Origin of the sequence: Chryseobacterium sp. HR92, assembly GCF_045689405.1 — a bacterium.
In the GTDB taxonomy this organism is placed as follows: Bacteria; Bacteroidota; Bacteroidia; order Flavobacteriales; family Weeksellaceae; genus Chryseobacterium; species Chryseobacterium viscerum_A.
The window spans coordinates 4,257,389-4,283,220 of sequence record NZ_CP139139.1 but is presented as its reverse complement, the minus strand read 5'-3'; the positions used below and the strand labels follow the sequence as shown (position 1 = coordinate 4,283,220).

23 protein-coding genes and 15 tRNA genes are annotated in these 25,832 nt (G+C 36.1%); 34 read left to right on the top strand and 4 right to left on the bottom strand.

What is annotated here, in order from left to right; translation table 11 throughout:
- Nucleotides 1-48: 48 nt before the first annotated feature.
- Nucleotides 49-1,761 carry a helix-turn-helix domain-containing protein gene (locus SFA27_RS19355; protein WP_407294340.1) on the top strand — a complete coding sequence of 571 codons (1,713 nt, stop codon included), beginning with the start codon at nucleotides 49-51 and terminating at the stop codon, nucleotides 1,759-1,761.
- A 72-nt stretch (nucleotides 1,762-1,833) separates the two neighbouring features.
- Here the strand turns inward: SFA27_RS19355 and SFA27_RS19350 are convergent, their stop codons facing one another.
- Both SFA27_RS19350 and SFA27_RS19345 read right to left on the bottom strand, forming a co-directional pair.
- Nucleotides 1,834-2,010, bottom strand: a complete 177-nt coding sequence (locus SFA27_RS19350) for a hypothetical protein (RefSeq protein WP_407294338.1) — start codon at nucleotides 2,008-2,010, stop codon at nucleotides 1,834-1,836.
- 100 nt (nucleotides 2,011-2,110) lie between these two features.
- Entirely contained in the window at nucleotides 2,111-2,278 is a 168-nt protein-coding gene (locus SFA27_RS19345) for a hypothetical protein (protein ID WP_407294336.1), read from the bottom strand.
- A 285-nt stretch (nucleotides 2,279-2,563) separates the two neighbouring features.
- On the opposite strand from SFA27_RS19345, the gene SFA27_RS19340 reads away from it, so the two are divergent.
- The 4 genes from SFA27_RS19340 to SFA27_RS19325 all read left to right on the top strand — a co-directional run bounded on the left by SFA27_RS19340 (nucleotide 2,564) and on the right by SFA27_RS19325 (nucleotide 7,908).
- On the top strand, nucleotides 2,564-4,315 hold the full coding sequence (locus tag SFA27_RS19340; RefSeq protein ID WP_407294334.1) for an alkaline phosphatase D family protein: 1,752 nt from the start codon (nucleotides 2,564-2,566) through the stop codon (nucleotides 4,313-4,315).
- 99 nt (nucleotides 4,316-4,414) lie between these two features.
- Nucleotides 4,415-5,131 carry a hypothetical protein gene (locus SFA27_RS19335; protein ID WP_407294332.1) on the top strand — a complete coding sequence of 239 codons (717 nt, stop codon included), beginning with the start codon at nucleotides 4,415-4,417 and terminating at the stop codon, nucleotides 5,129-5,131.
- Between the two features lie 134 nt (nucleotides 5,132-5,265).
- Entirely contained in the window at nucleotides 5,266-6,846 is a 1,581-nt protein-coding gene (locus SFA27_RS19330) for a Na+/H+ antiporter (protein ID WP_264519158.1), read from the top strand.
- 12 nt (nucleotides 6,847-6,858) lie between these two features.
- Nucleotides 6,859-7,908 (top strand): MBL fold metallo-hydrolase, encoded by a 1,050-nt coding sequence (locus SFA27_RS19325; protein WP_407294330.1) that lies wholly within the window; start codon nucleotides 6,859-6,861, stop codon nucleotides 7,906-7,908.
- 90 nt (nucleotides 7,909-7,998) lie between these two features.
- On the opposite strand, the gene SFA27_RS19320 is transcribed toward SFA27_RS19325, so the two are convergent.
- Nucleotides 7,999-8,838 carry a DUF4822 domain-containing protein gene (locus SFA27_RS19320; protein WP_407294328.1) on the bottom strand — a complete coding sequence of 280 codons (840 nt, stop codon included), beginning with the start codon at nucleotides 8,836-8,838 and terminating at the stop codon, nucleotides 7,999-8,001.
- 266 nt (nucleotides 8,839-9,104) lie between these two features.
- Here SFA27_RS19320 and SFA27_RS19315 point away from each other — a divergent pair, with 266 nt between their 5' ends.
- From SFA27_RS19315 to SFA27_RS19305, 3 genes are all read left to right on the top strand, one after another.
- The gene (locus tag SFA27_RS19315; RefSeq protein WP_407294326.1) at nucleotides 9,105-9,818 is read left to right on the top strand and encodes a DUF434 domain-containing protein; all 714 of its coding nucleotides are present in this window, start codon (nucleotides 9,105-9,107) and stop codon (nucleotides 9,816-9,818) included.
- Between the two features lie 3 nt (nucleotides 9,819-9,821).
- Entirely contained in the window at nucleotides 9,822-10,472 is a 651-nt protein-coding gene (locus tag SFA27_RS19310; RefSeq protein ID WP_407294324.1) for a hypothetical protein, read from the top strand.
- A 230-nt stretch (nucleotides 10,473-10,702) separates the two neighbouring features.
- Entirely contained in the window at nucleotides 10,703-11,488 is a 786-nt protein-coding gene (locus SFA27_RS19305) for a TatD family hydrolase (protein WP_407294322.1), read from the top strand.
- Between the two features lie 59 nt (nucleotides 11,489-11,547).
- Here the strand turns inward: SFA27_RS19305 and deoD are convergent, their stop codons facing one another.
- Nucleotides 11,548-12,258, bottom strand: a complete 711-nt coding sequence (gene deoD / locus SFA27_RS19300; protein ID WP_047377779.1) for a purine-nucleoside phosphorylase — start codon at nucleotides 12,256-12,258, stop codon at nucleotides 11,548-11,550.
- A gap of 262 nt (nucleotides 12,259-12,520) precedes the next feature.
- Between deoD and SFA27_RS19295 the strand changes: the two genes are divergently transcribed.
- The 26 genes from SFA27_RS19295 to SFA27_RS19170 all read left to right on the top strand — a co-directional run bounded on the left by SFA27_RS19295 (nucleotide 12,521) and on the right by SFA27_RS19170 (nucleotide 25,826).
- Nucleotides 12,521-12,910 carry a VOC family protein gene (locus SFA27_RS19295; RefSeq protein ID WP_407294319.1) on the top strand — a complete coding sequence of 130 codons (390 nt, stop codon included), beginning with the start codon at nucleotides 12,521-12,523 and terminating at the stop codon, nucleotides 12,908-12,910.
- A gap of 292 nt (nucleotides 12,911-13,202) precedes the next feature.
- Nucleotides 13,203-13,859, top strand: a complete 657-nt coding sequence (locus SFA27_RS19290; RefSeq protein ID WP_052184751.1) for a hypothetical protein — start codon at nucleotides 13,203-13,205, stop codon at nucleotides 13,857-13,859.
- On the top strand, nucleotides 13,846-14,427 hold the full coding sequence (locus tag SFA27_RS19285) for a DUF4919 domain-containing protein (protein ID WP_407294317.1): 582 nt from the start codon (nucleotides 13,846-13,848) through the stop codon (nucleotides 14,425-14,427). Before SFA27_RS19290 ends, SFA27_RS19285 begins: the two co-directional genes overlap by 14 nt.
- Nucleotides 14,428-14,439: 12 nt before the next feature.
- Nucleotides 14,440-15,573 carry an AAA family ATPase gene (locus SFA27_RS19280; RefSeq protein ID WP_047377782.1) on the top strand — a complete coding sequence of 378 codons (1,134 nt, stop codon included), beginning with the start codon at nucleotides 14,440-14,442 and terminating at the stop codon, nucleotides 15,571-15,573.
- The gene (locus SFA27_RS19275) at nucleotides 15,546-16,289 is read left to right on the top strand and encodes a hypothetical protein (RefSeq protein ID WP_264519148.1); all 744 of its coding nucleotides are present in this window, start codon (nucleotides 15,546-15,548) and stop codon (nucleotides 16,287-16,289) included. Before SFA27_RS19280 ends, SFA27_RS19275 begins: the two co-directional genes overlap by 28 nt.
- Entirely contained in the window at nucleotides 16,280-18,658 is a 2,379-nt protein-coding gene (locus SFA27_RS19270; protein ID WP_407294314.1) for a hypothetical protein, read from the top strand. Before SFA27_RS19275 ends, SFA27_RS19270 begins: the two co-directional genes overlap by 10 nt.
- Entirely contained in the window at nucleotides 18,648-20,345 is a 1,698-nt protein-coding gene (locus SFA27_RS19265) for an APC family permease (RefSeq protein ID WP_407294312.1), read from the top strand. The genes SFA27_RS19270 and SFA27_RS19265 overlap by 11 nt, the downstream gene beginning before the upstream one ends.
- Nucleotides 20,338-21,360 carry a hypothetical protein gene (locus SFA27_RS19260; protein WP_407294310.1) on the top strand — a complete coding sequence of 341 codons (1,023 nt, stop codon included), beginning with the start codon at nucleotides 20,338-20,340 and terminating at the stop codon, nucleotides 21,358-21,360. The genes SFA27_RS19265 and SFA27_RS19260 overlap by 8 nt, the downstream gene beginning before the upstream one ends.
- Nucleotides 21,361-21,585: 225 nt before the next feature.
- Complete coding sequence (locus SFA27_RS19255; protein WP_047377786.1) at nucleotides 21,586-21,714, top strand: hypothetical protein; 129 nt, start codon at nucleotides 21,586-21,588, stop codon at nucleotides 21,712-21,714.
- 569 nt (nucleotides 21,715-22,283) lie between these two features.
- A tRNA-His gene (locus tag SFA27_RS19250) sits at nucleotides 22,284-22,356 on the top strand.
- Nucleotides 22,357-22,365: 9 nt separating this feature from the next.
- Nucleotides 22,366-22,439 (top strand) — tRNA-Lys (locus SFA27_RS19245).
- Nucleotides 22,440-22,446: 7 nt separating this feature from the next.
- Nucleotides 22,447-22,520: transfer RNA gene (locus tag SFA27_RS19240), tRNA-Arg, on the top strand.
- A 69-nt stretch (nucleotides 22,521-22,589) separates the two neighbouring features.
- Nucleotides 22,590-22,661: transfer RNA gene (locus SFA27_RS19235), tRNA-Pro, on the top strand.
- 6 nt (nucleotides 22,662-22,667) lie between these two features.
- Nucleotides 22,668-22,739: transfer RNA gene (locus tag SFA27_RS19230), tRNA-Glu, on the top strand.
- Between the two features lie 5 nt (nucleotides 22,740-22,744).
- Nucleotides 22,745-22,818, top strand: a tRNA-Ile gene (locus SFA27_RS19225).
- Between the two features lie 4 nt (nucleotides 22,819-22,822).
- Nucleotides 22,823-22,894: transfer RNA gene (locus SFA27_RS19220), tRNA-Asn, on the top strand.
- Between the two features lie 221 nt (nucleotides 22,895-23,115).
- A tRNA-Cys gene (locus SFA27_RS19215) sits at nucleotides 23,116-23,197 on the top strand.
- 203 nt (nucleotides 23,198-23,400) lie between these two features.
- Nucleotides 23,401-23,484, top strand: a tRNA-Tyr gene (locus SFA27_RS19210).
- An 80-nt stretch (nucleotides 23,485-23,564) separates the two neighbouring features.
- Nucleotides 23,565-23,636, top strand: a tRNA-Glu gene (locus SFA27_RS19205).
- Between the two features lie 363 nt (nucleotides 23,637-23,999).
- Nucleotides 24,000-24,073 (top strand) — tRNA-Leu (locus SFA27_RS19200).
- 77 nt (nucleotides 24,074-24,150) lie between these two features.
- Nucleotides 24,151-24,226 (top strand) — tRNA-Leu (locus tag SFA27_RS19195).
- A gap of 88 nt (nucleotides 24,227-24,314) precedes the next feature.
- Nucleotides 24,315-24,387 (top strand) — tRNA-Phe (locus SFA27_RS19190).
- Nucleotides 24,388-24,484: 97 nt separating this feature from the next.
- Nucleotides 24,485-24,556, top strand: a tRNA-Gln gene (locus SFA27_RS19185).
- An 8-nt stretch (nucleotides 24,557-24,564) separates the two neighbouring features.
- Nucleotides 24,565-24,635: transfer RNA gene (locus tag SFA27_RS19180), tRNA-Trp, on the top strand.
- A 108-nt stretch (nucleotides 24,636-24,743) separates the two neighbouring features.
- On the top strand, nucleotides 24,744-25,229 hold the full coding sequence (locus tag SFA27_RS19175) for a ribonuclease H-like YkuK family protein (RefSeq protein WP_047377788.1): 486 nt from the start codon (nucleotides 24,744-24,746) through the stop codon (nucleotides 25,227-25,229).
- Between the two features lie 33 nt (nucleotides 25,230-25,262).
- A complete protein-coding gene (locus tag SFA27_RS19170; RefSeq protein WP_407294308.1) occupies nucleotides 25,263-25,826 on the top strand; it encodes a DinB family protein in 564 nt (187 codons plus the stop codon).
- Nucleotides 25,827-25,832: the final 6 nt, after the last annotated feature.

The following is a 25,832-nucleotide window of genomic DNA, read 5'->3' as shown; positions in this document are numbered from 1 at the left end:
TTTTCTTTTAAAGGTAAATGAATATTTTTGTAGAGTATAGAAAAATTAATGAAACAGATATTTTTACTTTTATTTACCTTCCTTTACAGTCTATTTTTTACTCAAAACAAAATTGATAGTTTAAGACTATGGAATTATGAGAAGTTAAAAAATAAATTTACCATTTATGATGAAGATAATAAGAGATTAGAAGCTAGAGCTGTTTCTCAATATTATCTAACAAAAGCAAAAAAGGAAAAAAATATCCTTGAAATTGCAGAAGGTTATAATCTTATGCATTTAACTGAAGATTTCCCATTGGCGTTAAAGTATATCGATAGTCTGGCCATGATTACAAAAAATGTAAAAGGAGATATATACCCTGCCAGAACATTTATCATAAAAGGAAACCTATATTATAAGTATGGTAACTTAAAAGCTGCCCTTGATAATTATATTTTAGGTTTAGAGTATTCAAAAAAGCAAAAAAATGTAAAGCAGATAGCCTATGCAAATATGAATATTGCCTATTTGAATAGTTATATGGGAAGAAATAAAGAAGCTGCAAAAACTTTTAGATATCATTTATTGAACTCCCAAAATATAACAGATGAATATCAGCATGATCAAATGCGGGTAAGTCTTGTCTACTGCTATATTAAAATAAATAAAATTGATTCTGCCGGTTTTTTCATTCAGGAAGGGCTCAATTCTCCTTTTGTGCGAAAGAATAAATATAATACGAATCAATATTTATATTTATCTGGTCAGCTCAATCTTGCAACTAAAAATTATCAGACCGCTATTGCTGAGCTAAAAAAGGCATATGCTTATTTTTCAGGTATTAATGATAACAATCAAAATTATGTATTATATAGCCTTGGAAAATGTTATGATGAATTAAATAATAAACAGGAGGCGATAAAATATTTCACTGAAATAGATTCCAATATCAAAAAAACGGAGATTACCTTTCCGGAATTAGCAGATGTATATACTTTTCTAATAGATTATTATAGGGAAAGTGGTGATAAAGAAAAACAGCTCTATTATATTGACCGTTTTCTAAAAGTTGACAAAAAACTCGATGAACAATTTCGGTACTTATCAACAGAGTTGCACCAAAAATATGATACCCCAAATCTTCTGCAGGAAAAAGAAGATATAATAAAGGAATTGAAAAATAAAAAAACATTTTTGTATGTTTCTGTCAGTATCTTAACACTAATATTATTCTTTCTTACCTATTTTTATTATAAATCTAAAAAAGGTGAGAGAAAACATCAAAAAATTGCTCAGGATTTAATTCATTTAATTGAAAAAAGAAGTCCAGAAACCATTCAACATCAAAACGGAAAACAAATAGAAATATATCAGCCGGTAAAAGTTGAAAGCAGCAAAACAAATAAAACTCTTCCCGAAGAGGTTGTTCAATCTATTTTAAAGGATTTGGATACTTTTGAAAACAAGCTTCATTTTTTAAAAAATGGTATTACATTAACAAGTCTGGCAAAAAATATAAAAACCAATACTGGCTATCTGTCAGAAATCATTAACAATCATAAAGGTAAAAATTTCACAACCTATCTTAATGATTTACGCATTGATTATGTATTAGATCAACTTGTAAAAGATAAAAAATTCCGTTCATATAAATTACCTGTTATTGCTGAAGAAATAGGTTATAATAACGTACAGGCATTTTCGATTGCGTTTAAGAAAAAGACAGGAACTACTCCGTCTATCTATATTAAAGAGATTGAGAAATCAATTTCACATTAAAATAAAATACATATAGTTTTAGTATAGAACGTATTTTTTACAGAATTCAAATAATTTTTATTTATCAAAGATTTACTTAAGAATCAAAACCGGGAGATTATATCTGTCAAACTGACTTATAATAGTAAGCAAATGATTATTATCCACAGGTGTTGTCCAGCCTGTAGTTCTGTTTTGAAGTCCTAAACTATTGGTATCAAGAGAAATTTCACTTTCAAAAACTAATACATTGTCGGAATATACATACATTTTACTTTGTATTGTTGAGGTATCTGAGTTGTTATATCTGAAATTACAATTAAGCAGATCGTGTATCAAAGCTGTATTGTCAGACTTTAAAATTTTCCATTTAGGAATTATGGGGCTGAGATTTTTTTGGTCGCCCCTGAGTTAAAGTAATATATACAGCCATATTTTGAGAACTTTTCAGTTCAGGAATATCTTTTAATTTAAATACCTGATCAGGTTTAAAGTGAATAGATTTAGGATCTTTCACAGCTGTTAAGGCTATGATCATGGGATTATAGAAAAAATATCCGGTTATTAAGAGAAATAGCGAAAGAATGATTTTTTTAGTCATATCATTAATCATAATTATTAGCCTGGTGAATGTAATAAAAAGCAGAACAACTTTTAAAAATATTTACATAGATTCCTATTCTTATTTTCTTAAAAAGAGACATTTTAATTCTTCAAATTTCCTATGCATAACATTAAACATTTGTTTAAAAAACCATAAAATACATTTAAAATTCAGTTAACAGCCTTCTTCCACAGATACCGTTGCTTTGCAAAAAAAGTAATGATGGAAAACAACAACCAATTCAACAGAAGAAGATTTCTTAAAAATTCATTATTGGCAGCCGGAGGGATTTTCATTGCTCCCTTAATCGAAAGCTGCAGCGATGATTTCACTGAAAACGGAAATGCTCCTGACGATCTTAAAAACGGAGGATTTGAATCCGGCGTGGCGAGTTTTGATCCAAGTGCAGCAGGAATCATTATCTGGACAAGATATTCCAAAGGAACTGATGCAGAAATTACATGGGAGATCAGTAAAAACAGCAACTTTTCAGAAGTCGTAAGAAGAGGACAGGTTAATGCAACGGCAGTGAATGATTTCACGGTAGCGGTAGATGTACAGAATATCTCTTCCAACACAAAGTATTACTACAGATTCTATAACAGCAAAACCAAGGAAGTGAGTGTGACAGGAGAAACCCTTACTTTACCTTCAAAATCAGATGCTGTAAACGAAGTAAAGATGGCGGTGGTATCCTGTTCTAACTTTCCAGCAGGACTTTTTAATGTTTATGGAGCGATTGCAAAATCTGAAGCTGACGTAGTGGTACATCTTGGAGATTATATTTATGAATATGCTCCCGGGCAATATGGAACAAATCCTTACACCAATCAATTGGGAAGAGCTCATCAGCCGGCTAAGGAAATTCTTAATCTCAGCGATTACAGAGAACGTTACAGACAGTACAGAGGTGATAAAAACCTTCAGCTTCTTCATCAGAAAAAACCATTCATCTGTGTTTGGGATGATCATGAGTTTGCCAATGATACCTATAAAACCGGAGCCGAAAATCATCAGCCCAATGAAGGTGATTTCCAGGTAAGAAAAATGGCCGCCTTCCAGGCATACAGCGAGTATATTCCTCTTAAAACAGGGAAGGATATGAGAATTTACAGAAGCTTCAGCTTCGGAAATATACTTTCCCTTTATATGATGGATACAAGGGTAATTGCAAGGGATAAACAAATGGAATATTCCGATTATCTTGATAGTACAGGAAACTTCAATCAGGTACAGTTTAAAACAGACTTCCTGAGTACCAGCAGAAAACTGATCGGAAGCGAGCAGATGTCATGGCTGGGTTCTCAGATCAACGGGGATACTGCAAAATGGAAAGTACTTGGACAGCAGATTTTAATGACCAAAATGATGGTTCCTGCAGAACTTCTGATGCTGTTGAACCAGATTTTAGCAGAAATAAAACAGCACGGAAGTGCACAGCCGGCCACCATGCAGGCTCTTCAGAATACCATCACACAATTGATTATTCTTAAGACAAGATACCAACAGCAGGATCCGACATTAACGCCACAGGAAATTGCCAGAATTACAACCACTTTACCTTATAATTTAGATGCTTGGGATGGATATTTCATGGAAAGAGAACAGCTGTATTCTGTTCTTGCAGGGAAAAACGTAGTCGTATTGGCAGGAGATACCCACAATGCATGGTTAGGAAAACTGACAGATGCCCAAGGAAAATTTATCGGAACTGAACTGGCGTGCAGTTCAGTTTCTTCTCCAGGATTGGAAGGTTACCTGGGAATCACGTCTGATCCTGCAAAAGCCATAGAGCTGGCTCAGGCATTTTCATTACTGATTGATGATCTTGATTACGCCAATCTCTATAAAAGAGGTTATCTGCATGTGAAATTTACTACCGGAAGTTCTGTAGCAGAATGGAGATTTGTAGACAATGTTATCTCCGATACATATAATACAACAACAGAAAAAACCTATACGATTTCATAGTTTCAATTTAATTATATCTTATTTTCAATTTGGTAAAAAGAGTCATGGTGTGCCACTATGGCTCTTTTATAGTATTAGCTTTTTTCGTATCTTGAACAGATGCAAGAGGATGTAAGAAAAGATTTTTTGCCATTAGTTTCTAAGTCATGGGGGTTCATGACCTGGCTGACCAGAACATTGGCAGTACTTTTATTATTGGTGATGTTTTTGGTGCTGTTGGCACTACCTGTTATCATTTGTAAAAATATTGTGGTGCTTGTTGTAGTCGCCATATTGTATTATCCGGCTCTCGTTTTTGGTTTATACCGTTTTATCCTTTACCAGAAGACAGCCAGAAAAAGAGAAGTTAAAAGGATTGTTGTGGATGATAAGGGGGTTCACTATGAAAGAAAAAATGGAACAATAGACAGTATTCTTTACGATGATCTGGAAAAATATCACCTTGAAAATGAATATGATGTAAGCCTTAGCCCCAGAAATAAAATCTATGTATTGAAGGTAAAATACAATAACTCTGTAACAGACGTAGATTTTGATGGAGTTGATGCCGGTTACAACAGTTACATTGTAAATCTCAAAGCTTTACAGAGAAGATATATTCAGGGAATTGTGTATTTCAGGCCGGATTTGCGTATAAGCCCTTCCGTTTATACTACATATAATATCAATCCAGTAGATTTTACTTTCGATAAAAAGAAGTATTGGACAGAGTTGGCAAAGACTTTAGCTGTATTTATTCTATTATGTTCAATATTGGGACTTATTATGTTGGGACTGGTAACATGGCTTTCTAAGGACCAGATTTACTTGCATTAACAATCATTGGTTAAAAATTTTACAGCTGATCAAATTTATTTTCACATCTCAAAATCTTATGCTTATATTTAATTTTCTTTTAAATTTTGTGATCCAATAAACAGAGACTTAATTTAAAATTAATTGAAAAAGCAATGGTGGAAAATTTTATTTATTATCTGGGACTGGTCCTTGTCATTATCGGGGCCATTATGCTGGCTAACCGCTTGAAAGTAGCCTATCCTATCATACTGGTTGTTGCAGGACTTCTTATCAGTTTTATTCCCGGATTGCCGGTGTTAAAAATTGACCCTGAACTGATCTTTATTATTTTCCTGCCTCCGCTTTTATATGAAGCTGCTTTTGCCGTTTCATGGAAGGAAATATGGAAAATGAGAAGGATCATTACCAGCTTCGCTTTCATTGTGGTTTTTCTTACCGCAATATCTGTAGCGGTGGTAGCTAATTCATATATTCCCGGATTTTCACTGGCGTTAGGCTTTGTACTGGGGGGAATTGTGTCGCCACCTGATGCGGTAAGTGCAGGGGCTATTTTAAAATTTGTAAAAGTTCCTAAAAATCTGTCTACCGTTCTGGAAGGGGAAAGCTTATTCAATGATGCCTCCTCGCTGATCATTTTCAGATTTGCCATGGTGGCAGTGGCTACAGGACAGTTTATATGGCAGGATGCAGCCTCTAGTTTTGGATGGATGGTTTTTGGAGGCTTGGGAATTGGAGTTGTACTGGCTTTTGTATTCCTTAAAATTGAAAAAATATTTCCTACTGATGTCAATATGGATGCCATCCTTAGCCTGGTTGCTCCTTATGTGATGTATATTGCAGCAGAAGAAGTTCATGCTTCGGGAGTATTGGCTGTGGTGAGTGGAGGGTTGTTCCTTTCCGTAAGAAGACATGAGATTTTCAGAACTTCACAATCAAGATTAAGAGGTTCCAATGTCTGGGAAAGTTTTGTATTTCTGATCAATGGAATTGTGTTCTTACTCATCGGATTGGATCTGCCGGAAATTATGGTAGGTTTAAACAAAGAAGGAATAAGTCTATCCGATGCTGTCGGTTATGGAGTATTGATTACCGCAGTACTGATTCTCGTGCGTTTTCTGTCATCCTTTGGTGCAGTTTTTGTGACTCTGATTATGCGGAATTTTATTAATGTGGCAGACAGAAATCCGGGAATGAAAGCTCCAATACTGATGGGCTGGACGGGAATGCGCGGGGTAGTTTCTCTTGCAGCAGCGTTATCTATTCCTGTAGTGATGGAAAACGGGCAGCCTTTCCCGCATCGTGATCTCATACTTTTCATTACCTTCATTGTGATTCTTGCTACTTTAATTATTCAGGGGCTTACATTACCTGCTCTGATCAAAAAACTCAATGTATCTGACGTAGGAGGTGGATATATGTCCGAAGAAGAATCTGAACATTTTCTGAGAAGAGAAATGCGGCGGGTAGCTTTCAGACATCTGGATGAAAATTATAAAGAAAGAAGAAGCGAAAATGAATATTTTAGCAAACTGATGGACCGCTGGGAACAGGAAGATAAAGAAGACTCTATTCATAAGCTGTCTGATGAAGCGAAAGCAATCTATTTTGAAACCATCGAGCAGCAAAGAATCTGGCTTCGGGAAGAAAACAGACGCAACCCGAATATTGACGAAGAATATATAAGACATTATTTAACAAGGCTGGATCTGGAAGAAGAAAGGCTCAGAATGTAAAAAATTAAGGGAATGAAAAATTTAAAAAAACAGCTCGGGCAGTTTCCCGACGAAAAAAGAAAAGAATATTTCAATACACTTCCCAATTATCTCAATGGGAGATTTCAGAATATATTGACAACACCTGCTTTACTGGAAGGGGAAAGTATGACCAAGGTTCTTTTCCACACCTTATGCAAAGTAGAAAATACTTCACCAAAAACAGCACTTCCATTTATCGTAACAGATCTGAAGAACCTTCAGCCCGAAGAAAATGTTTTGGTATGGTTCGGGCACAGTTCCTATTTTATACAGGTAGATGGTAAAAAATTTCTGATAGATCCCGTTTTCAGCGGAAATGCTTCTCCGATGCCGGGTTCCATCAAAGCCTTTCAGGGAGCCGATTATTACAAGCCAGAACATATGCCGGAGATAGACTTTCTGCTGATCTCCCACGACCATTGGGATCATCTCGATTATAAAACCGTTCAGGAATTAAAAGATAAAGTAGGAAAAGTCATTTGTGGTTTGGGTACAGGCCAGCATTTTGAATACTGGGGCTGGAGCTTTGATAAAATCATCGAAAAAAACTGGTGGGAAAGCATAGACATTGCAGAAGGTTTCAGAATCACACTTACTCCTGCAAGACACTTTTCAGGAAGACTGCTGAACCGTAATATCTCACTATGGACTTCATTTGTTTTAAAAACACCCACGAAAAAACTTTTTCTGGGCGGCGACAGCGGTTATGGAAATCATTTCACAGAAATTGGAGATCAATACGGACCGTTTGATCTGGCCATCATGGAAAACGGACAGTATAACGAAAAGTGGCCATATATTCACACTTTGCCGGATCAGCTTATCACAGAAATTAAAGAATTGAAAGCCAAAAATTTTATCCCCGTACATAATTCTAAATTCAAGCTGGCACAGCATGCATGGTATGAACCTTTAACCCTTGCCTCAAAACATGCAGAAGAAAACAATGTACCGATTACTCTTCCAATGATAGGAGAAAAAGTAGATCTCGATCAGTTGGGAACCATAACCTGGAAAAAATGGTGGGAAGAATATATGTAATGAATTACCAACAATCCATTTTTTTAATTTTAAAAATAAAAACCTGCCCATCACTGAGCAGGTTTTTTCCTTATTATAAAAAAATAATCACTACAAAGGCTCTTTATGGTTTACCTTCGTATGAATAATGTCGTAGAATACAGCTGGGTTTGCCGCATCAGGAGTAATTCTGTAGGTGAATGTTGTTTCGTTCAGAAGCAGAATATCCACAACACGGGTAAAAGTAGGCGTGGTAAGTGTTCTCTTCTTTCCATCCGGAGAAATCGACCATGTACCTTCAGATCTCAATACATCATTTAATCCGAAAATTTTAAAAGTTCCGTTAGCTTTGAAGTAAGAATATCCTACATATCCGGCCACACTGGCATCTGTAAGTGCCACATTATTTCCACTTTTATCCTTAGCACCGGTAGTTTCCCATGGCGTAGAAGCTAGTGTAAGCTGTCCATTAGTTGGTTCTGCATGAGAAGTTCTCGTATGGATGATGTCATAATAAACTGACGGATCGCTGGAATTAGGATGGATTCTGTATGTAAACTCATTTCTGTTTAAAACAAGAATTTCAACATCACGGGTGAAAATAGTTGTTCCATCCGGGTTCAATGCGGCTATAGTTCTTGTTTTTCCCTGTGCATCTACAGACCATGTTCCCATAGATCTCAGTACATCTGTAAGACTGTAAATAGCAAATTTCCCATCTGCTTTGAAATATGCAAAACCTACATATCCAGCCACACTGGCATCTGTAAGTGCTACATTATTTCCACTTTTATCCTTGGCTCCGGTTGTTTCCCATGGAGTGGAAGATAGTACCTGTGAGGGAGTCTGCTGTTCAATAATAATTTCATTGTCATCACTTGAACATGCAACGAAAGATGCTGATAACAGCATGGATGCAGACAGATAACATAATTTTTTCAGTGTATTCATAAGGGTATTTTTTAAGTCTTTGCAAACTTATCCGTAATAAATATCAAAACGTTGTACAAAATATCTCTTTTGTTGTAGAAAACATAACAGATCAGGAATTGGAATGAAAGAAACAATGTTAATCTTGAATTCTGTTTAAGATGCTGACTTGATAAGCATTACTATTGAATGAGCACAATTCCTGTCTTTTGACGGGGAAGTCTCTTACATTGCCAATAAAATCTATTTCTTACCCTAAAAATTCACCAAAAATTCTATTTTTGAATATGAATAACAGAAACCGCGGAAAAAATACAGGAGATGACACTCTGTTTGGTTCAGAGAAGCAGATCGGCAAGCTGAAACTAGCTGTTGAGGACATGCGGTATCTTTTAACTAGAGAATATCCGGAAAAAGCAGCTTCTGAACTTGTTGGAAACAGATATAGATTGAAAACCCGTCAGATACAAGCTTTGCGAGGGGCGTCTGCATCAGATTTACAACTTTACAATAGACGGTTGAAACACGTGGAAACCTTAGATTTAAAAGGAAAAACAGTTTATCTCGATGGCTTTAATGTCCTGATCCTGTTGGAAAGTCTGCTTTCTGAAGCTTATATATTTGAAGGATTGGATGGCTGTATCCGGGACCTTTCCGGAGTTCATGGAACGTATAAAAGAGTAAATCAGACTTTAAGAGCGGTAGAACTGGTTGCTGCCTTTTATCAGAAAAATCAGATTCAGAAGCTTGTCTGGATCTTTGACAAACCGGTTTCCAACAGTGGACGAATTAAACAGATTATTCTTGAATTTGCGGAGCAGCAACAGCTCAATTGGGAAGGCGGTCTGCAATACAATCCCGATAAATTTCTGGCGGAAAGCTCAGAACTTATCATTTCCTCAGATGCCTGGATTCTGGATCACTGTAAAGAATGGTTTAATCTGATCGGCTATTTGATCAGAGAAGAAAAACTTCCTGTTAATCTGATTAAAATGCTGTAAAATATGAACCTGTTTGATCCCTATATTTCCCTGTTTTCTAAAGAATGGAAAGACAAATACCAAAGTATTTTAGTGAAAGAACATCTGGAAACTCTGGAAAAAAATCTTCAGAGAGGTAAGGAAAATACTTTGGAACTACAGCTGCCATACTTTAATGAAGAAATAATCATTGACAGGAAAGAAAGCTTTGAAAAGTTTATTGATATTCTGGAAAGTAAGGAGTCAGATGAGGTGAAAACAGAATCTCTGGAAACGATGCCGTTTGAACATTGGCTGAATATTTTAGGACAAAGGTTAACCTCAGCAAGTATCCGTGATGAAAATGCAATTCCACCTTTAAAAACAACTCTGATCAAAGCTTGTGAGGAACCTTTCAATAGCGAAATTACCATTGCACAGAGAGCCTGGGAAAAACATATCGGAAGAATGGATGACGATTTCTGGGGAGAAATCAAAGGAAACAACCAGCAGAAACAAGAAAAAGTAATGACAAAAATTCATGAGATTCTTGACAATAGAACCTGGTGGAATGTTTTCTTCCATTATAAACATGAACTGGTTTTTGAAGTTCGCGAAAAAGAAGGCCATGGAATCCGATGGAGCCACGGAGGAACAAAACTGATCGGTTTTCTGGAAAAATTCATCAATGAATAAAACATAAACATCTGCGTCATCTGCGAGAAATAAACTAGCAAATAAGGCAGATTGAACAGATTTTTTTATTTTAAGTTTTCTGTTTTTTTCTGATACGTAAAAACATTGCGTATTAAGCTTGTAGTTTTGCAAACATGAAATAGAAGCTGTAGGTTTTTTCAGAACAGAATGCTGCCAGCTTCCATTTTTTATATTTGAAAACAACATTTAATAAAAAAGTAAAAAAACAAATGAACACTTACATTGATATTGGCATTAATCTGACCAATAAACAGTTCTATAATGAACACGACGAAATTATCAACCGCGCTTTGGAACAGGGTGTAGAACATATGATCCTCACGGGAACCAGCGTAAGAGGAAGCAAAGAATCCGCTGAGATTGCAGAAGAATATCCGGAAATTTTATTTTCAACAGCCGGAATTCATCCCCATGATGCCAAATCTTTTAATGAACAAAGCATCAGCGAACTCAGAAAATTGTTAAAGCAGGATCACGTAATTTCAGTAGGAGAGTGCGGACTTGACTTTGACCGTGATTTCTCTCCGAGACCCATACAGGAAAAATGTTATCAGGCCCACCTGGAACTCGCAATACAAGTCAATAAACCGCTTTTTCTTCATGAAAGATCAGCATTTAAAAGGTTTAATGAGATCACAGATGAATATCTTTCTCAATTGCCCGAAGCCGTTGTACATTGCTTTACCGGGACATTGGATGAAGCGAAGATTTATCTCGATAAAGGATTTTATTTAGGATTTACCGGAGCCATCGGTGATGAAAAAAGATTTAAACACCTTGAAGACGTTATAAAATATGCACCTCTTGACAGAATGATGATTGAAACGGATGCCCCTTTTATGCTTCCGAAGAATATGCCCAGAATGCAGAACAGACGGAATGAACCATCCTTTTTACCTTATGTAGCACAAACAATTGCCTACCTGAAGAAGATCAGCATTTCCGAAGTCGCAGACGAGACTACAGAAACGGCCAGAAATTTTTTCAGACTATAAAAAAGAGCTCTACTGATAAAGTAAAGCTCTTTTTTTATAAGCAGAATTGTCTTCGTCTTTTACAAACTCTTTATTGCTGATTCCAAAGCCAGTTCCATCATTGGATTTAAGGCTTTTTCTCTTTCGTCAGCAGAGATTTTCTCATGGGTAGGAATGATATCCGTTACCGTAAGAATAGTCGCTGCATTCTTTCCTAAATGCTGAGCATTGGCAAATAAACCGAATGCTTCCATTTCTACTGCAGGACAGTTGTATTTTGTTGCAATTTCAGGAGTAGCAGGATCTTTTCTGTAGAAAATATCACTACTGTGAATGTTGATTGCTTTAGCATTTAATGATAATTCTTTAGCTGTTTCATTGATAGTACTAAAGATATTCCCCTGGTGAGGAAGGATTTCATCTTCAATTCCCCATGCATATTTGGCATAAGTACTTTCGCTGGCAGCATTTTCAATATTTAAAATATCAAAAAGTTTAAGATCCGTATTGTAAGCACCACAAGTCCCGATTCTGATGATCGTATCTACTTCATATTCTGTAAACAGTTCAAAAGAATAGATCCCGATGCTTGGGAATCCCATTCCACTGGCTCCTACAGTGATTTCTTTCCCTTTATAAAGACCCGTATAATAAAAAATTCCTCTGGTTTTGCTTACCAGTTTAGCATTTTCTAAATAATTTTCAGCAATATACTGTGCACGAAGCGGATCCCCCGGCTGCAATACTACTTTAGCAATTTCTCCTTTTTTTGCACTGATGTGAATACTCATAATGTTATTTTGAATGGAGCAAAGATAATAACTTTTAGATTGTCTCCGTGATTACGATAATGGAAACAATGAAGCCATCTCATATCAACAGAATATATAAGATGTTATCAATAAATGCCTTAAATAATCTTATATATGCAGTCTTTTGTAGAATTCAAAACGTAATATGGTAAATACAGAACAATAAAAGAATAATGTGGAGCAGGTATGGTGAAATCGGTCAGACTAGTTTTGCAGAAGTAAAACAACAAAATTTTTAAAAATGAAAATAGAGCATATTGCTATTTGGGTCAAAGACCTTGAAAAATCCAGAGCATTTTACCAGAAATATTTCGGAGCTGTTTCCAATGAAAAATACCATAATCCTGTCAAAAATTTTCAGTCTTACTTTTTAAGTTTTGAGAATGGCTGTCGTCTTGAAATAATGACTAAACCGGATCTCAAAGAAAATGGAAATTCTTATGAATCTCAGCAGTATGGAATCATTCATCTTGCATTTTCGGTAGGGAGTAAAGAAAAAGTAGATGAACTTACAGAGATTTTGAGAAAAGATGGATACACGGTTGCAGGAGAACCTCGTACAACCGGAGACGGCTATTATGAAAGCGTAATTCTTGACCCGGAAAACAATATTGTTGAAATCGTGGCCTAAGTCGTTCTTGCGAAAAGTTTCAGCAACGAAGTAATCTTTATAAGAATAATTGAATGATTTAGAAAATGCAAAGACACAAACCTTAATGGGTACTGTGTATTTATTTTAAACTTACGCTGATTTTGAAGATTAAGCAGATACTTATAAAAATTGAAGTAAGTAATAGATTTGCTGAAAATATTTAATTTATTGTGTTTTAAACCCTATAGTTACCATAAATAATCCATATTTAACATGAATCTTCTCCATAAAAATTTTATTCTCAACGAAATAATTTTATTTTTGTTAGATCATGGAAACCAAGTCACCGTTTTTAGACACGATCTTTTTGCTTCGTAAAGAAGAATGTATTACTCTTTTTTCAAGCTTACAGAAAATTTCCCCTCAGGAAGAGGCGGAAGCCGGAGACTATTTTGAAATAGAATTCGAAAAAGAGCGACTTGAGTTTTTGTCAGACCAATTCACCTGCAGCAAAGAAGCTGCTGTTTGGGCGGCAAAAGTTCTCTACCATAGCACACAGCTTTACCTGATCCGAGAAAATACAGAGAAAGATATTCAAAATCTTATTCCCGGATTCAAAGGAACACGGGACATTTCTTCTATCTTATCCGCAGATTTATCACTGAGGTTTTTACCGCAGATAATAGTTGCCTTAAATACGGTTGATCCTGAAGATCCGCTGATTGCAAGACTGGAGGATATTCTGGCACAGTTTCACTATTCAGGAATAGGGTATGATCTCGATCTGAAAAATGTAAACTGGAAGGAAGAATTGAAAGACAAAACCTACAGAAAACTATATCTGGAAAGAATTGTTGAAAAAAAAGATTATAAACTGGCGGAAATTCCGTTAATCAATAAACTAATAACTGCTGAATTCGGAATATACAAAGACGCATTCTGGCGAGAACTAAAAACGATAACCGAAGACCACAATGAAAACGTATGAGAAAGTATTTGAATTTTTAACTGACCCCACAAAAGAAACCTTCCTGAAGTGCCGTGAGCTGGTAATCAATGATCCTGAATATGATCCTTATTCCGAAGATATTGAAAATATCCAGAATTTACTCAATGAAGGAAAATTTGAAGAGGTTATACAATATGTAAATGTCAATATTCTGTTAAGTCCGAGAGCACATATCTATAAATATTTTGCGTACAAGGAACTGGGCGATGAAAAAGGGAGGAGTATTGAAATGACAATCACTCAGATTATTTTTGAATGCCTTGAGAAGACAGGAAACGGAACTAAAGATTCTCCCTATATTATTACAAGAATTTCCGATGAAAGAGATCTGATCAGACATCATCTCAATAAACAGGATGTATCGCAAAATCTGGTCAAAGATGGAGCTAAAATCATGGATGCGCTTACCCTGGATGATGGAACGCAATTGTACTTTGACATCAAAGATCCCTATCATAGACTTGCTTTTTCGTTCAGCAAAAGAAATGAGCAGGCGGAAAGTAAAGATGTAGAGAAAGCTCAAAAGAAAAAATGGTGGAAATTTTAATTTTTTAAATCAATGAATCAAAATATAAATCAACTCAATACAGTTCTTAACTACGTAAAAGAAACTTTTGTAGGCAAAAATGATGTTGTAGATCTATTGGGAATATGCCTTTTGGCGAGAGAAAATGCCTTTTTGTACGGGCCTCCGGGTACAGCAAAATCAGCTATTGTCAGGACTCTGGCAAAAACAGTGAAAGACGGGAAAAACTTTGAATATTTATTAACCCGCTTTACAGAACCGAACGAAATCTTCGGACCTTTTGATATCAGAAAACTGAAAGAAGGAGAACTTCTAACCAATACAGAAGGAATGATGCCTGAAGCTTCCATGGTTTTCCTGGATGAGATATTCAATGCCAATTCTGCTATTCTGAACTCACTTTTAATGGCACTCAATGAGAAGATTTTTAAAAGAGGAAAAGAAACCAAGCATTTACCCACATTGATGTTCGTAGGAGCAAGTAACGTTCTTCCGGAAGATGAAGCGTTGAACGCATTGTTTGATCGTTTTCTTGTGAGAATCAATGTAGATTACGTAAAACCTGAACTATTACAGCAGGTGCTTTTAGCCGGAAGAAAACTTGAAAATGATGAAGAAGTGGAAATTCCGGAAATTCACGCTGATGAGATCAGGCAGCTTCAGAACCTGTGCAGAGCAATAGACCTTAAACCCATATATGAAGTCTATCTGAATACCATTATGAGCCTTAGGAATACTGGAATTGCCATTTCAGACCGTAGAGCAGTAAAACTTCAGAACCTGATCGCAGCAAGTGCCCTGATCTGTGGAAGAAAAGAAGCGGTACTTTCCGATCTTTGGGTATTGAAACATATCTGGGATACAGAAGAACAGATTGAAATTCTGGAAGGTATTATCAACAGAACGATCGAGAAAGATGATCACCCGGATTCTCATCCACAAGCGATGCAGAACAAAACACCTAATCCAGAGGAAGTCATGAAAGATGTGACAATTCTTGTGGAAAAATGGAATGGCGGAATGCTGAGCTTTGAAGAACAGAATGTGATTAAAGATAAACTGAGATACTTACAGACCCGCTGTGACTGGATCAGAAATCCGGAGCAGAAACAGTATATCCAGCAAGAAATTGAAAGCTTATGGCAGAAGATTCTTCAAAGCGTTTAAAAGAATTCTGGGCGGAGCTTCCCCGTGCTGATGAAGATTTTCTAGGCTCAATTAGAGACTGGAAAAATGTTCAGATTGCTGTAGATGATGACACAATCTGGCTGAAAGACTTTACCGATGAACAGGCCGCAGCCCCGGAAATACAACAGTTACCTGACTTCATCCTGTATGAACTTAGGGATGGTCTTTTATTCAGGAAAGAAGCTTTGGTTCCGAGTAAAAAAATGAGGACAGCATTGCTTTGGATACCTATAGACAAGGCATTGCAGCTTAGTTTTTCACCTTTCAATCAAAATTATTTTGGAATTCAGGAACAGGTTCTGGTAAGATTAAAAGAAAGCAATGAAGAGCAGCCCGTAATTGCTTTATTAAGCAATATTGCTGATATTAAAGAAAGCATCGCAGCATTACCCAAGTTTAAACTGGAAAAAATAAAATGGACTTTGCTGGGAGATAAAGCTCTGTTTATAGGAGCTCCTCTGCTAAGCTTTCCCGGAAAAACATACTGGACCAAAGACAGACATTTACTGCCGGCAGGTCTGGATTTTGAATTTAAAAATGTAAGTACGCTGTTGCAGCAGAAATATAATAAAAAACCGGAAGGATGGTTGCTTTGGGATGAAAATGGAGATTACCTTTTAATAAAAGAAACAGATTTCCGCCCATTGTCCGTAAGCTCATTCCGTCTTACAGAAAAATCAAGAGAATGGAATTAAAGTTCTATTTCCAGTCCTATGAAAATTACTTCTGGGAATGGAAAACTGATGAAGATGTTCCCGGAGATTCCGGATACCATGACAATAATCTCCTCTCAGTTCCAGGTGTGGGAGCGATAGCTTACAGGCCTTATGTGATGGAGATTCTTAAAGAGCTTCAGCCACAGGGATGGCCTCCTTTTGGAGCTTTGCTTATGGTTTTGTATGCCATGCAGGACGGCTATATTGATTTTGCCGGCCCATTGAGACGTACAGCTGAGTTTTATAGCGGAGAAGATTTTGAATTCAATGTGGAAAAACAAATTGAATTTCTTGAAAAAATAGAAGCGCTTCCCAAAATTTACAAGCAAAAACAGAACAGAATTGTACTGTTGCAGACCTTATTCAACAATAGCCACAACAGAATATCTTCATTGAACTCTGAAGCTAATATAAGAATCTATTATAAGCGGCCACATGAGCTGGCTTTCAGCGCAGAAAAAAAGGATGCTGCTCCATTTGTTTTAAACAAAGATTTTAGCGCTTTAGATCTGAATGAAAAGTTTCCTACTGTACAATCTATCATGGATGCTGTGAAGGGGCTGGTTGACGAACCCGAGCTGGATGATGAGGTGGTAGAAGAAGAAACAACGGCGGATACTGATAAAGATTTCATCAAAGAATTAATTGAAGAACCAAAGACATTTCAGGTTGGAAGTCTCATCAAAAGAATATGGAGCGGTCTGAAAATTCCGATGCGCCACCTTTCTCCCGGAGAACAACCCATTGGAGGAATTTCTGATATGACCAACAAAGGTGATTTTCACAGGATGCTTCTCTCCGAATTTGCGAATGAAGATGATGTCTTCATGAATCGTGTTGCCAATAATGAAGCGCTTTATATTCAAAGGGAGATTCCACCTGAAGAAAATATTTTTGAAAGAATTATCCTTATTGATACCTCCCTCAGAAACTGGGGAACACCAAAAGTATTGGCTTTTGCCTCAGCAATAGCCATTATCAAACATCCGAAAGCCCATTCTGAATGTAAAGTCTTTGCTTTAGGACAGGCAGGTGTTCCGATTGCACTTAGCAAAGTGGAAGAAGTAGTGGAAAACCTGAATCAGGTAAGTCCGGTTTTGGAAGTGTCAGAAGCCCTGGAAAAGTTTTTTAATGAAAACCATTCAGAAAAGGATATTGAAGTATTCTTCATGACGCATCAGGATAATATGAATGATGAAAAAATTCAGAGGGTTGTACATCAGAACAGAGATCAACTGAAGTTTTTGGTGACTACCACTTCAGATGGTGAGATTAATTTTTACAAGCATCACAAAGGAGCGAGAAAACATATTCAGAAAATAAAGCTTCCACTGCAGGAGCTGTGGGCCAATCCGCCGCAGCAAAAACAATCTGTTCAAAACTTTAACGGAAAGAAAACAGATCTTCCGCAAAACTATCCGATTTTATTTCCAACACCTGTTAATAAGATCGCCAAGTTTTTATATGAAGGAGAGTTTTTCATTCTGAGTTCGAAAAAGCAGCTATTGAAGACGTATCTTTCTGATAACTATTACGACAAACATTCATACGATTACTATAAAACACATCATGGCTGTGAAGTTTTATTTGACAATATTTCCATAAAACCCAAGGGACAGTTTGCGCTTGCAAAAAACAAACAGCAGCACTTTATTCTTTGCCAGTATCAGTCTGACCAAAAATTAATATCAAAGCTTAATCTTAATACAAGAGAATATTCTGAGCAGAATCTTACAGGGATGAATATTCCGGAGTACTACAAACTGCTTTATTTTGGACGAAGTTTTTACCTGCATCACCCGGATAATTCTACTCACTATAAAATAAACAGAGATGGAAATATCTCTGTGGAACCTATTACCGGAAAAGATAAAGAATTTGAAAAAAATAATATAAAGGCCGAAGCGGAAGTTGCCAAACTGAAGGGAAGCGGACTGAAGATTATTAATAATTTCAACAAAATAGGAATCAATCAATATGAAAATCTGGTTATTTCCGGACATGAATTGTACAGTTCTGCAGAAAATACACTGGATTTTTCCAAAAATAAGTATGATATTAAAATTTTTGCTGAGCAAAATAAAAATAAATTTACATTTCCCGATGGAAGCGAAATCATTACAGATTCACGGGGAATGCTGGCTTTCCGGAGCAGCAACAAGAGCATTGAAGAATTTTTCATTCCTTCCACAGCTCATGGATTCCTCTCTTTGGCAACTTATGCTGAATTTGGAGGATCAGAATATTATCTTCCGGAACACGCCCTGTTGAAAGTAAGAACAATGGATGATATGTGCGACAGGTTTTTAAAACCGTTTATAGAACAGATTTTGGATTATGGAGCTTAGAATAAAACCTTTCCCGAAAAATAACTATCCCAAAACGGGGCTTTTGATCAGAGGCTCTTCACCTGTGGTATGGCTTCAGGAAATGGAAATGTTTGGAATTAATTTAAGTCAGGTAAGATCTTATGCAATTCCGGGCAACAGTCCCAATGTGCTGTACGGTTGTTTCCTTGTTTTTACTAATGATGCCCCGCAGGAAATAGGTAGGAATTCTTACTTCCAGTGTGTAGATAACAAACTTTTTATCCCTGAAAATACTACTTTTTATCCCAAAATAAACCCGGAAGACTGGGCACAGCTTGATTCCCGTTTTCTGATTATGCATCCTGAATTCGGACTGGTAAAATTATCTGAAGAAATCGACTGGATTTCATTACTTCAGCAGCCCGGTATTATAAATGAAAGCATCAGAAAACCACTGAATGGAGTTTCAATCCCTCAAAAAATTGAAAGCTATACAGTTGAAATAGATGATGAAAAAGTGATGGAAGCATTACAGCCAAAGCAAACGGAAGAAGAATGGATGAATAACCTGCCGTTTGATCTTAAAAAAGTAATGGCCGGGAATAAAAAAGAAATAGAAAAGTATTTACAATATATTGAAAAATATCCTGAACGGGCAGTAGAATTAGGTGTTTCACTTGACGTTATGGGAACTTCCAGAGGAGATGGCTTAGGAAAATTTACATGGCTGGAAGGATTATTTGGCGGAGGTGCAGGAGGTAAAACCGAAAGTGCAGGAACAAGGAATTTTCGAAGAATATTCTGGGCAGTTATTATTGTGGCTATAGTCCTAAAGATTGCATTACCTTCAGATAAAAATGATTCCGAACAGGAAGAAAATGTTGCCTCTTCGGGAAAAATTGCAGACAATGCTGTAAAAGCACCTTCTGATATGGTTGCTTTCCAGTCCGGAACTTCGGAAATTGATCTGAAGATAGACTCTATGTATCATCAGGAGAGAAAAGTATTGTCCAAAGAACTTATTCACGCCGGGATTATAGAATCTAAAACAGAAAAAGACAAAGAAAATTATAAAAAAGCCGGTGGAAGAGATGTAAGTGAAATAGGAAGTGACATCGAAAAACTTGTTAATAAAGAAAAACAAAGCAGAGACTCTCTTAAAACTATTTATACCCAAAAGATCACAAAACATCTGGAACAAAATACAGAAAAACTGAAACGTAAAATTTCAGATTCCCTCAAGCAGTATACCAAAGGAAAACCTGTGAACGGAGAAGTCGTAAAATTTCTGCTTAAAAAGAGAAAGGCCCTGATGGCTGATTCTCTGGGAAAACTTTACGGGACATTGGATATTGTAGACCCTTCTTCTGCTTTAACTGACAAATCCAAGGTGAAAGGAATAGGACCGGAAGGATCTCCATTGGAGAAAAAAGCCCCGGTTTCAGATGTTATGTACATGGTTATCCTCATGATTGCAGGAGTAGGATTGTATTTGTTCTTATTTAAAAATAAATCATTAAACCTTGGCGGTGATAATGTACCTGTATGGGTGAAATTTATTTTAATAGCAATCCTTGTGGTGATGCTGGTGTACTTATTTTATCCTTTGGTAAAAACGTTTGGGTACAACTGGTTTGTATGGGTTCTGGTGATTTGTGTAATGCTACTCCTTTATCGTCTTTTCCGGGAAGATAAAACCATTTTAAACTCCGATGATGATGAATAAACAGAAATTTATAGATAAGTTTATGGCCGCATTTGTACTGCTGGCCATGTTTAAGGTTATCGGAATCGTTGCCCAGTTATTTCATGAAAGCTTTTGGAGCGTAGTGGGAACATTGGCTATTTTTTTAATCGTAGCCTTTATTATCCTTCTTGTGATCACTTCCTTAAAAGATAAAGAGCAAAACAACAGAAATTCAGCAGGAAGAAAAGGCAGTGGAAGCAGCAGTTTCTATCTGGAAAATTCACTTTTTGACAGAATCCGAAGCAAATATGAAGAACTAGCCGAAAAATATATTGCTGAAAACGATTACAAAAAAGCAGCCAGAGTCTATATGAATCTGCTGCAGGATAATTACAGAGGCGCAAAAACGCTGGAAAATGGTGGGTTCTACAATGAAGCAGCCGTAGTCTATCTTAAAAAGCTGAACAATAAATCCGATGCAGCAACCTGCTATGAAAAAGCCAAACAATACAAAAAAGCCATTGACCTCTATAAAGAAATGGAGCAGAAAGAAAAAGTAGGTGATCTCTATAAAGAAATCAACGATCTTAAAAACGCCCACAATTATTATCAGATGGTTGCAGATGACTACACCGTCAATAATCAGATGGTGAAAGCTTCCTTGGTATACCGTAAAAAAATGGAGAAAACGGAAGAAGCACAAAAAGTACTGTTGAAAGGCTGGGAAGAAGATAAAGATGCATTCAATTGTTTGAATAACTACTTTGCCAATATCTTTGACATTAAAAAACTGGAATCTGAGATCCAGCATTTATATCAAAAAACTCCGGCTCACAAAAAGATTACTTTTCTGGAGGCTCTGAAATATGAATTCAAAAAAGATCCTAAATTGCATATGGCAACCAGAAATATCGCCTATGAGATCATTGCTGAAAAAGTAGCTACCCGTTCCGAAATTGTAAACGAACTGAAATTTTTTAATCCCGATGATGAGGTAATTCTCAAAGATATTTCGAGATTTAAAACAGGAAGAAATAAAATGTTCAGGAATTAAATATTTAAAGATTGAAGAATTTAAAAATTAAAGAAAAACTTCTGCTTCATCAAATCAATGTTAATTGATTCCCCTTAGCTCCCTAAAAATAAGAAACTCTTGAACTTAAAACTTTGCGTTTAAAAAAGCATTATACATAAGTATCAGAAACACCCTTTTTATTACCCTTCCTTGTGAAAATGATAAAATAATATCAAAAAAGATTTATCTTTGCCCCAGAAAATTATGACAATACAAAGAGCACATATCAATGCAGAACTATGCGAAAGTCCTTCTACGAAAGGGTTATTCGGGTATGATGAGATGATATGGAATGAGGCGAAATGTGCTGACTTTGGAAATTATTTACTGTAAACTTGTAAAAATTTAATCAAAATACAACAGAAACGTCTCGAAAAATCGAGGCGTTTTTTGTTTTTTAGGTCAGAAATTATTTAGAATGAAAAAAAATAACTATAAACATGAAAATTTTTTAACAAAGAATGAAACTTTAATACGATAAAATAGAGTGATAAGCAACCCGGTGAGAGACAGTCATTTAGGTAATTAAGATATCTGCAAAATATTGCGGACAGAAATTCTCTATTCTAAAAACTAATTGTAATAGATTGATTATCAATGATTTGATTTGAAAATTTATTTGCAGATTCCAAAAATTCATATTTACTTTGCAACCGAAAATTGAAAGCAACAGGTTTTCAGGATTCAATTAAAAATAATTTAGAAACAAACAAAAATAAAATGAAACAGTTACACAACATATTCAATCATTATTCAAGACTATTCGGGCAAGAGCCGACAGGTGTTGCGTGTATTCTTGAAAGTGGAATTGTGGATAAAAGGTGCTTATATACGTGGGTCAGCTAATGATCTCTTACGTTAAAATATATGAAGCGCCTCCCGAAAAGAGGCGCTTTTTTTATGGTTTCTTTAGCTTATTTGGTAAAGCGCCGGTCTGTGGAACCGGAGAACAGGGTTCGATCCCCGGAGATACCCCAGATATAAAATCTCATAGCTCAATTGGTTAGAGCACCGGTCTTTTAAACCGGGGGTTGAAAGTTCAAATCTTTCTGGGGTTACAAAAACGGTTCCGTAGCTCAACCGGATAGAGCATGGGTTTTCTAAACCCAGGGTTAGAGGTTCAAATCCTCTCGGAATCACAAAAAAGGTTCATGGAAAATTTCCAATCCGGCTGTCTCCCGGAAAAGAAACAGAAATGGACCCCAAAGCTGGAAAGATAACGGTGGTTGTTTACCCGTCTTGGACGCGGGAGGTCGCAAGTTCGAATCTTGCTTTCCAGACAATTTGTTCCATTAGCATAGTGGTAAGTGCATTCGGCTTTCTACCGAACGACAAGGGTTCGATCCCCTTATGGAATACAAATGATTTCGTAGCTCAAGTGGTTAGAGTGTCGGTCTGATACGCCGAAGGTTGAAGGTTCGAGTCCTTCCGGAATTACAATGATTTTGTAGCTCAATGGCAGAGCACCGGTCTGTTAAACCGGAAGTTGAAAGTTCGAGTCTTTCCAGAATCGCAGGTAACTAATTGTTAATTGTTTCAGGAGAAAAAGTAAAAGTTTGTCGAGAGCAGAAGATCTTTACGCCAAACACGAAAAATACAGACAGACTTTTCTTCTCTCCGGATTAATTAGAAATTAAAGAATATCATTTATAAATTTTTAGGTAAAAATAAAGTTTGTCAAGCGTAGAAGTTCTTATATCAAATAAATTAAGACAGACTTTATTTTTTTAATCTGATGGTTCGCCGAAGTGGAAGAGTCGGGGCGGTCTGCAAAACCGTTGTGTAAACTGAGTGGGTTTGAATCCCATAACCATCTCAAAGAAAGAGGAGATATTAGAAAAGATAGTACAGATGAAATATCATCACTCTTAAGAAATATCCTTTATTAATAAAAGAAAAAGGCTGTCGAGCGCAGAAGATCTTTAGTTAAACATTCAATATAAAGACAGACCTTTTCCTTTTTTGAAAGGAAAAATGAGGAATTACTTATTATTCATTGCTAATTGCTCATAAAAATCCGGAAGTACGCCGAAGTTGGAGAGTCGGGGCAGACTGTAAATCTGTTGCTTCATAGCTGAGTAGGTTCGAATCCTACTACTTCCACCCAACCACTGGTAATGTAATGGCAGCATGCAGGAAATGTACTCTTGTTGTTTAGGTTCGATTCCTGGTCAGTGGGTAATGCTCTATTCGTCTAATGGTGAGGACGTCTGCCTTTCGAGCAGAAAATAAGGGTTCGATTCCCTTATAGAGTACTGGATGTGAATAGCTGGTCAATATTGAATTGATATAATACCATGAAAGTTCAGATTTTAAAAAAAATTGGCCAGTTACCATTCACACAAAAAATGAAGAAAAGAGAAAAGGTCTGTCAAGAGCAGAAGATCTTTAGTCAATAAAAACAGACAGCCTTTCACTTTTTTTTAACAAAATACATTAGGAAATGAGAAAGGTTTGTCAAGCGCAGAAGATCTTTACAAATACTAGCAGGCATAATTTATTAACAGACAGAGCTTTCTCAAACCTAGATATAATATGAGTAATAAGCAATGAATAATAAGTAATAATAAAAAGAGAAAATATTACTCATTACCGATTACTCATTACTAATAAGTTACGCCTCTCTATTCCAATTGGCAGAGAAAACGGCTTTAAACCCCGTAAAGTCCCAGTTCGAATCTGGGGAGAGGTACAAGATATGAGCAATAAGTAATGAGCAATAAGTAATAACCATAGATTTTTATATTACTTATTACTAATGAAAAATCTGCGGGAATGGTGGAATGGCAGACACTCTTGATTTAGGATCAAGCTTTTGAGGGTTCGAGTCCCTTTTCCCGTACCAAAACATAAATGATAAGCAATGAGCAATAAGTAATAATAAAAAGAGAAAATATTACTCATTACCAATTACTCATTACTTATAAATAGCCGGAAGAGTGGTGTAGAAGGTCTGCACGTTAGTCTGAAAAACTAAAGGTACAGGTTCAATTCCTGTCTGTTCCACAAAAAGCATGAATGATAAGTAATACGCAATGAGCAATCATTGATATCTGACTAGTTTCTGTATTACTCATTACCAATTACTTATTGCTCATGAAATTGATTCATAGTGTAATTGGCAGCACACAAGATTTTGATTCTTGTAGTTTAGGTTCGAGTCCTAATGAATTAACAGTATTTACTCTGATAGTGTAATGGCGGCATCTCAGTCTCCAAAACTGATGGTATCGGTTCGAGTCCGGTTCGGAGTGCAAAAGATGAATAGTCAATATTGAATTTTGCTTTGCAAATGAATTTAAAAAAATTGATGATTCACAATTCAAACTAATTTAAAACAAAATTTAAAACATGTAGAAAAAATGGAAACGCAACAACAAACATGGCAGAATATGAATGGAAAATTTTTTCAAAACTCTATCACACAGCTGGTAGAAGAAGCCATCATCCGCGAACAGGCCAACGGACACCGTCTGAAAGTATGTGTGGGATCAGACTCTCATGTATACGGAGATGCCATCAGTTATGCTACGGCAGTAGTATTTATTCGTGAGGGAAAAGGAGCGTTTACCTTTATCAGAAAAGAAAGAGAAATACAGAGTATCAGTATCAAGGAGCGAATGCTGAATGAGGTCAACAAATCCGTTGAGATTGCATACGCTATCTGCTCTGTGTTGGATACTTATGGTGTGGAAATGGAGGTACACGCAGACATTAATACCGATCCCGATTTTAAATCCAATGTAGCATTAAAAGATGCAATGGGATATATTCTGGGAATGGGATATGTGTTTAAAGCAAAACCTTACGCCTTCGCAAGTTCCAACTGTGCTGATATGATGGTGTAATCTTTTTTTAATAAAATATTTTAAAAAACTGTAATGGATATTTTTAGATATATTCAGGATATTAAAACACATCTGAAGTTCACATTTGATGAAGTGGATGGATGGTTTGAAAAAGATAATAAAATATTGAACCATCAACCTTCAAACAGAGGTTGGACCGTTCAGCAGATTTTAGAACACATTTATCTTACGAATTTTTACTTGTTGATCCTTATTGAAAAAGGTTCCAAAAAAGCAATGAAAAATTCTTTACATCTTGATCTGGAATCTGAAATGAAAAATTACAGCTTCAATAAAGAAAACTTTGACAAGGTAGGTGAACATGGCGCTTTTGAATGGATAAGGCCGGAACATATGGAGCCGAAAGGACAATTAGGTCTGGATGAAATCAGAAGCTTAATTACTCAGCAATATCTTCAGTGTTTACAATATCTGGAACTCATGAAGAACGGCGAAGGTCTCTTGTATAAAACAACAATGACGGTGAATGCACTGGGGAAAATTAATGTATACGAATATATTTATTTTCTTTCACTTCATGCTCAAAGACATATTACCCAGATGAAGAAAAACGAATCAGAAACGATTAAAAACTAAAACAAA

What these genes read in the sequence shown, in the direction of transcription:
- SFA27_RS19285 (WP_407294317.1), top strand. Translation starts at nt 13,846, where the DNA reads ATGAAAACGTATGAGAAAGTATTTGAATTTTTAACTGACCCCACAAAA.
- SFA27_RS19260 (WP_407294310.1), top strand. Translation starts at nt 20,338, where the DNA reads ATGAATAAACAGAAATTTATAGATAAGTTTATGGCCGCATTTGTACTG.
- SFA27_RS19355 (WP_407294340.1), top strand. Translation starts at nt 49, where the DNA reads ATGAAACAGATATTTTTACTTTTATTTACCTTCCTTTACAGTCTATTT.
- deoD (WP_047377779.1), bottom strand. Translation starts at nt 12,258, where the DNA reads ATGAGTATTCACATCAGTGCAAAAAAAGGAGAAATTGCTAAAGTAGTA.
- SFA27_RS19330 (WP_264519158.1), top strand. Translation starts at nt 5,266, where the DNA reads ATGGTGGAAAATTTTATTTATTATCTGGGACTGGTCCTTGTCATTATC.
- SFA27_RS19335 (WP_407294332.1), top strand. Translation starts at nt 4,415, where the DNA reads ATGCAAGAGGATGTAAGAAAAGATTTTTTGCCATTAGTTTCTAAGTCA.
- SFA27_RS19340 (WP_407294334.1), top strand. Translation starts at nt 2,564, where the DNA reads ATGATGGAAAACAACAACCAATTCAACAGAAGAAGATTTCTTAAAAAT.
- SFA27_RS19170 (WP_407294308.1), top strand. Translation starts at nt 25,263, where the DNA reads ATGGATATTTTTAGATATATTCAGGATATTAAAACACATCTGAAGTTC.
- SFA27_RS19280 (WP_047377782.1), top strand. Translation starts at nt 14,440, where the DNA reads ATGAATCAAAATATAAATCAACTCAATACAGTTCTTAACTACGTAAAA.
- SFA27_RS19265 (WP_407294312.1), top strand. Translation starts at nt 18,648, where the DNA reads ATGGAGCTTAGAATAAAACCTTTCCCGAAAAATAACTATCCCAAAACG.
- SFA27_RS19275 (WP_264519148.1), top strand. Translation starts at nt 15,546, where the DNA reads ATGGCAGAAGATTCTTCAAAGCGTTTAAAAGAATTCTGGGCGGAGCTT.
- SFA27_RS19175 (WP_047377788.1), top strand. Translation starts at nt 24,744, where the DNA reads ATGGAAACGCAACAACAAACATGGCAGAATATGAATGGAAAATTTTTT.
- SFA27_RS19350 (WP_407294338.1), bottom strand. Translation starts at nt 2,010, where the DNA reads ATGTATGTATATTCCGACAATGTATTAGTTTTTGAAAGTGAAATTTCT.
- SFA27_RS19320 (WP_407294328.1), bottom strand. Translation starts at nt 8,838, where the DNA reads ATGAATACACTGAAAAAATTATGTTATCTGTCTGCATCCATGCTGTTA.
- SFA27_RS19255 (WP_047377786.1), top strand. Translation starts at nt 21,586, where the DNA reads ATGACAATACAAAGAGCACATATCAATGCAGAACTATGCGAAAGTCCT.
- SFA27_RS19270 (WP_407294314.1), top strand. Translation starts at nt 16,280, where the DNA reads ATGGAATTAAAGTTCTATTTCCAGTCCTATGAAAATTACTTCTGGGAA.
- SFA27_RS19325 (WP_407294330.1), top strand. Translation starts at nt 6,859, where the DNA reads ATGAAAAATTTAAAAAAACAGCTCGGGCAGTTTCCCGACGAAAAAAGA.
- SFA27_RS19290 (WP_052184751.1), top strand. Translation starts at nt 13,203, where the DNA reads ATGGAAACCAAGTCACCGTTTTTAGACACGATCTTTTTGCTTCGTAAA.
- SFA27_RS19305 (WP_407294322.1), top strand. Translation starts at nt 10,703, where the DNA reads ATGAACACTTACATTGATATTGGCATTAATCTGACCAATAAACAGTTC.
- SFA27_RS19345 (WP_407294336.1), bottom strand. Translation starts at nt 2,278, where the DNA reads ATGATCATAGCCTTAACAGCTGTGAAAGATCCTAAATCTATTCACTTT.
- SFA27_RS19315 (WP_407294326.1), top strand. Translation starts at nt 9,105, where the DNA reads ATGAATAACAGAAACCGCGGAAAAAATACAGGAGATGACACTCTGTTT.
- SFA27_RS19310 (WP_407294324.1), top strand. Translation starts at nt 9,822, where the DNA reads ATGAACCTGTTTGATCCCTATATTTCCCTGTTTTCTAAAGAATGGAAA.
- SFA27_RS19295 (WP_407294319.1), top strand. Translation starts at nt 12,521, where the DNA reads ATGAAAATAGAGCATATTGCTATTTGGGTCAAAGACCTTGAAAAATCC.